At 67.7% G+C, this 5,012-nt stretch carries 6 protein-coding genes; 5 read left to right on the top strand and 1 reads right to left on the bottom strand.

The features are described 5' to 3' along the window. The first annotated feature begins 646 nt into the window (after positions 1–646). Positions 647–1,033 carry a hypothetical protein gene (locus tag ACWD35_RS44840; RefSeq protein WP_451357076.1) on the top strand — a complete coding sequence of 129 codons (387 nt, stop codon included), beginning with the start codon at positions 647–649 and terminating at the stop codon, positions 1,031–1,033. Positions 1,034–1,204: 171 nt separating this feature from the next. Here ACWD35_RS44840 and ACWD35_RS44835 read toward each other — a convergent pair whose 3' ends face one another. Continuing rightward, on the bottom strand, positions 1,205–2,086 hold the full coding sequence (locus tag ACWD35_RS44835) for an SDR family oxidoreductase (RefSeq protein WP_451357075.1): 882 nt from the start codon (positions 2,084–2,086) through the stop codon (positions 1,205–1,207). 87 nt (positions 2,087–2,173) lie between these two features. Between ACWD35_RS44835 and ACWD35_RS44830 the strand changes: the two genes are divergently transcribed. The 4 genes from ACWD35_RS44830 to ACWD35_RS44815 form a co-directional block, all read left to right on the top strand. Next, complete coding sequence (locus ACWD35_RS44830; protein WP_451357074.1) at positions 2,174–2,752, top strand: TetR/AcrR family transcriptional regulator; 579 nt, start codon at positions 2,174–2,176, stop codon at positions 2,750–2,752. Between the two features lie 832 nt (positions 2,753–3,584). Continuing rightward, entirely contained in the window at positions 3,585–3,767 is a 183-nt protein-coding gene (locus tag ACWD35_RS44825) for a hypothetical protein (protein ID WP_451357073.1), read from the top strand. Between the two features lie 120 nt (positions 3,768–3,887). Beyond that, positions 3,888–4,568: an SMI1/KNR4 family protein gene (locus ACWD35_RS44820; protein ID WP_451357072.1), complete on the top strand. Its 681-nt coding sequence runs from the start codon at positions 3,888–3,890 to the stop codon at positions 4,566–4,568. Between the two features lie 193 nt (positions 4,569–4,761). Next, a partial coding sequence (locus ACWD35_RS44815) for a transposase (protein WP_451357071.1) occupies positions 4,762–5,012 on the top strand: 251 nt, incomplete at its 3' end.

Below are 5,012 nucleotides of genomic sequence, written 5' to 3'. Positions count from 1 at the left end.
TCAGGCGTCAGCCCACCACCCTGCGGATATCTCACACAACAGGCATACCGCGACGATCACACATCGTCAGCCCTCAACGACATCACGCCGCAAAGATCAGTAATGGGCGTAGAGCCAGACGTCGAGGGGCCGGCCGAAACAGCCCGCGGCTGGCCTCCTCTTTCGTGTCCTGGCAGTCGGCGAGGACTCGACCAGCGCGCGAAGCCCCTCAATCGCCTCAGGACGGACAGCGGAGACTCCCCAGTCTTCACGCTGCCGCGGAGAGGCGGCCGACGCCGGCGTCATCGTTCATCTCGCCGCGTCCCAGGCGTGCTTGCCCCATCATTGAAGGGCAGTCCATGCACTGGGCATCCGGGGGAGATCGATGACGCAGGCAGGTTCCACGTCGATACCGCCGCCGCAGCCTCCACCCGGCCCTGGCGGCACACCAAACCCGCCACGGCGCCGGGTGACACGGTTTCTGAGTTACTCGGGGTGGGCGGGCGTCGGCGTCATCGTCGCGATCGTCGGGCTCGTCATCGGGCTGGTACTCAACCAGCCAGAAAGCGGCGGGAAAGCTCCGTCTCCAGTCATGGCCGACGGATCTTCCCCCGCGGCATCCACGCCAGGGACAGAGCAACAGACAGCAAGTCCTTCCGCTTCTGGCATGAGGGTCGTCACAGGGAACTGGGTGGAGAAAAGCGGGGCGTTGACAGTCACGGTCACCAAGGCCGAGAAAAGCTACGATGATTACCTGCGATTGCACGTCCGCGTAGACAACAGCGCCTCGTATACCCGGACACTGCCGCTCAAGGACAATTTCGAGGCAGTCGACAACACCGGGAAGACCTACCCTCCGTCTCCCGACAGCGAGGCGAGCCAGTGGCCGGGCAGCATACCTGCTCACGGGTCTGTCAGCGGAGTCATCGCACTGGGCGGCCAGATTGAGCCCAGCGCCAAATCCCTTACGATCTCCTTCGCCGCCGTGTTGGGCTACGCCGAGCCCTCTCCCCCTCAAGGGATCACCGTGAAAGGCATTGTGCTGCCTCCGTGACGGATGGTGTCCCGCCGATGGTGTAGCAGCGATCACCCTGGATGACCTGCCCCGCCCCCGATCCTGGCTGGCTATCGGGCGGCCCCTCCCACGGCTTGGAGGGCTTCGGTGGTGGAAAGGATCAGCAGGCCAGAGGCGTGCGTTGCTCGGGCCGTGTTCTGTCGAAACCCGTCAGGGCTGAATGTTCTCCAGGTCCTCGAGGAGGCCGGAGTGCGTCGGCTGCCACCCGAGGGCATCGCGGGTGTGGGCGCTGGACGCCGGCTGGTCCATGGCGAAGATCGGGCCGAACGGGGCGAAGTTCTCCTGCGGAACCTCCTCGACCGGCAGGCCCAGTCGCCGGCCGATGACTGTCGCGATGTCCCGCACCGCGTCGCCCTCGTCGCCGACGGCGTGCCAGGACGTCCCGGCCGGTGCCGACTCGAGGACCAGACGGAACAGGACCGCTGCGTCGAGCGCGTGCACAGCCGGCCAGCGCTGGGTGCCGTCGCCCGGGTAACCGGCCACCCCGGTGCGGCGCGCTGCATCGACCAACAGGCCGGCGAATCCGCCCTGGCCCTCGTTGTGGACCGTGCGCGGCATGCGGACAGCCATGCTGCGCAGACCGCGCGAGGCGAGATCCAGCAGCGCTGTGATCGAACGGCCTCGACCGCCCACCGGTCCGTCGGTCGGCAGCGGATCGGCCTCGGTGGAGGCGCGACCCGGGACCCAGGGCGTACCCGAGACCGTGACGATCGGGCGGTCGCTGCCGATCAGTTCCTGCCCCAGCGCGCCGAGAGCGGCGCTCTCCTCGGCGATGGCCTGCGCGAGCGCATCCGGACTGCTGTAGTCGCGTCCGAACGCCAGACTGATCACGCCGTCGCACTGTGCAGCGCCGGACCGCAGTTCGTCGAGGTCCGCCAGGTCTCCTCGCAGCACCTTGGCACCCGCGCTCTCAAGGGCCTGCGCGGAGCCGTCCGAGCGAGCCAGTGCGAGAACGGTGTGGCCGTTGCCGAGCAGTTCAGCGACGACGGCGGAGCCGATGGTGCCGGTACCGCCGGTGATGAAGACGCGCATGAGCTCTCCCTCAAGTGATGGGACTGTTGTCCCATCACTGACCTTACACAGTGACGGGACAGGTGTCCCATCACCTATTCTGGTCTCATGGCTAGATGGCAACCAGGGGCGACCCAGCGACTCGTCGTCGCGGCCGTCGACCTGTTCACCGAGCAGGGATACGACGCCACCACGGTGACGCAGATCGCCGAGCGCGCCGGCGTCACCAAGAGCACCTTCTTCCGACACTTCTCCGACAAACGAGAGCTACTGGTCGCCGGCCAGGAGACGCTCAGCAGGCTGCTCGCCGACGGCATCACCGAGGCGCCTGCGGGCGCCAGCCCGCTCCAGGCGGTGGCAGCCGGTCTCGAGCGCGCATCGAGCGCCATGGGGCCGACGAACCGCGAACTCGGCCCCCGCCTCAAAGCAGCCGTGGCAGCCAGCACCGAACTGCAGGAGCGCGACGCCCTCAAGAGCGTCGGTCTCGCGGCCGCCATGACAGCCGCGCTCATCGCCCGCGGTGTTCCCGACCTGACTGCGCATCTCGCGGGCGAGCTGGGAGTCCTCGCGTTCAAGCAGGGCTACGCCCAGTGGTCCGAAAGCAATCGTGATGACACAGAAGGGCTCGCGCCTCACGCACTGGCAGCCCTGGAGGACCTGCGCGCGGCAACTGCGTCGCTGGGCTGATCGACGCCGCCTGACTGTTCGCCGACCGGACCCTGTCGGCGCCGTGAGTGCTGCGCCCGGCGCCGCGTCACATGGCTTGACCTGCCGCAACAGGTTCGGGAAACAGGCACAAGCGACTTCTCAAGCTGACCATGTAGGACACGGTCTAAGCCCTATCGAGTGCGGCCCGCCCCCTTCAAAGGCAGCGCTGCGGCATACCGGTGCGCGGCGACAGCCGTCCCGGCGGGCGCGTGGCCGCGGCGAGGGCGTTGTAGACCGAGTCGGCCTCGCCCGGCGTAACCGCCTTGCGGGACTGGCTGGGAGCGGAGCCCCCACAACGGCCATCAGCCACTCCCGCACACCGAGCCAGCCACCCTGCCCTTCACCACCACGGCACAAACAGCTGTCGTTCTCCTGGTGCAGGTTGCTGTCGTTTCCCGCTGAAGGTCTGTTGTCGTATGTGGAGGCGTGTGGCGGGAAGCCTGTCGCCGTGCAAACCGCAGTAGCGCCACCACGAGCCCCAGGACTGGGCACCCGACCAGCCACAACACCCGCTGACATCTATGCCGTCACCCACTGACGAAAGGCCGCAGCCCATCACCGAACCGGCCTGCCCCGCTCCCCCACGCGCGGGACACCCCCCCCGGCCCCGGCGCGGGTGTCCACCCCGCGCCTGCACACCCTGACGGACACACGCCCTGCCGTGCCGTGAACCCTAGCGCCCACCAGCCCGCATGAACACGCCGTGTCCAACCTGCCAACGGACTCCTGCGGGACGGCCCCCTGGACAGACAGCCTTGAACCAGTCGAGCACGGCCCACCCAGGGCCGTCACCACCACGGGGAGCCCCGCGATGAGCCCGCTGCAGATCCTGTCCCTGTTCCTCGCCCTGTCCACCGCCCTCAACATCGCCATCACCACAGGCCTACTCGCCCACCAAGCCGGCGCCGGCATCCCCCATGCAATCCCCACCGGCGCCGGCGCCGCAGCCACCACCCTGGGCATCTACTTCACTGCCGTCGCCGCCTACGCATGACCCCGCGAGCGACAGCCACGCCGTCCGTGATGAGAACCTGAGGGTCGTGCTGCATCGCACAACTGGTGCTGCGGAAGCCCCGCCGACCTCAGTGTCGGTGGCAGCGCCTAACTTTTGCGCATGACTGATCAGCAATGGGCGGGCATACGTCAACGCGTCGAGGCTTTGGGGGCGTCCCCCGCGAGCAACGAAGTGTTCGGGGCCCTGGGGCACAAATGGGTTCTGGAGGAGCCGCTCAGCCACGCCGAACTCGCTGAGCTCGAGGACCAGATGAAGGTGCGGCTACCCGAAGGATTCCGAACATTCCTCCTTCGAGTCGGCACGGGTGGAGCAGGTCCCGCCTACGGCGTGTTCCCAGTGCGGCGAGTGCAAGGCCACTGGCGGTGGGAGGGAGACGCCGCTGAGCTGACCGACCTGTCCCGGCTTGCCGAACCCTTTCCGGAGCACGGCCCGGATCCGAAGCTTCTGGAGGAACTGGCAGCCCAGCACCCTGAAGAGGAGGACTTCGACGACGTCGAGGAGTTCGACGACGCCATCGAGGCGTGGGACGAACGCTGGGACGCCGTCATGTTCAACCCTGATCGCACCGTCGGTGCCATCGTCATCTCCCACCGCGGCTGCGCCTTGCGCGATTGGCTGGTCATCAGCGGCGCACACCGCGGCACGATGTGGACCGACGATCGTGCGGACGAGGCTGACCTCGCCCCACTTCTCAACGACGACGGGACCCCAGTAACGTTCACCCGTTGGTACACCGACTGGCTGGGCCACGCCGAACGCACAACACTGGCAGCAACCTAGAGCTCGACCCGCGCGACTGAGCGCCATGCCGACACGCCAGCCCAACTCCGTGGACCACACGACCGGAGGACAGGCACGGTGCGTGTTCCGCAATGGTGCTTCACGAGTGCTAGTAGGGCTTGGTCAGCTTCACTCGTGAGTGGCGTGTCTGTGGGGCTGTGGGCGTCGTTGGGGTGGTGTGACACCTGGGGAGATGGCCGGGGTCCGGGAGGACCTGGAGGCGTTCACGGCGGAGTTGTTCGACGGGTTCTTCCGTGCTGACCAGCGGCGGTGGGGGCAGGTGTATGTGCGCGGGCTGCTGCTGGACGGGCGGCGCAAGTCGGTGGAGCCGATGGCGGCCCGGCTGGACGAGGACGGCAACCGGCAGGCACTGGCCCATTTCGTGACGACGAGCCCATGGAATCCGGCGCACGTGCAGGCCCGCCTGGCCTGGAAGATGCAGGA

This window comes from Streptomyces sp. NPDC002671 (assembly GCF_053592475.1).
The sequence above is the reverse complement of the archived record's forward strand: the minus strand, read 5'-3'. Positions and strand labels throughout refer to the sequence as shown.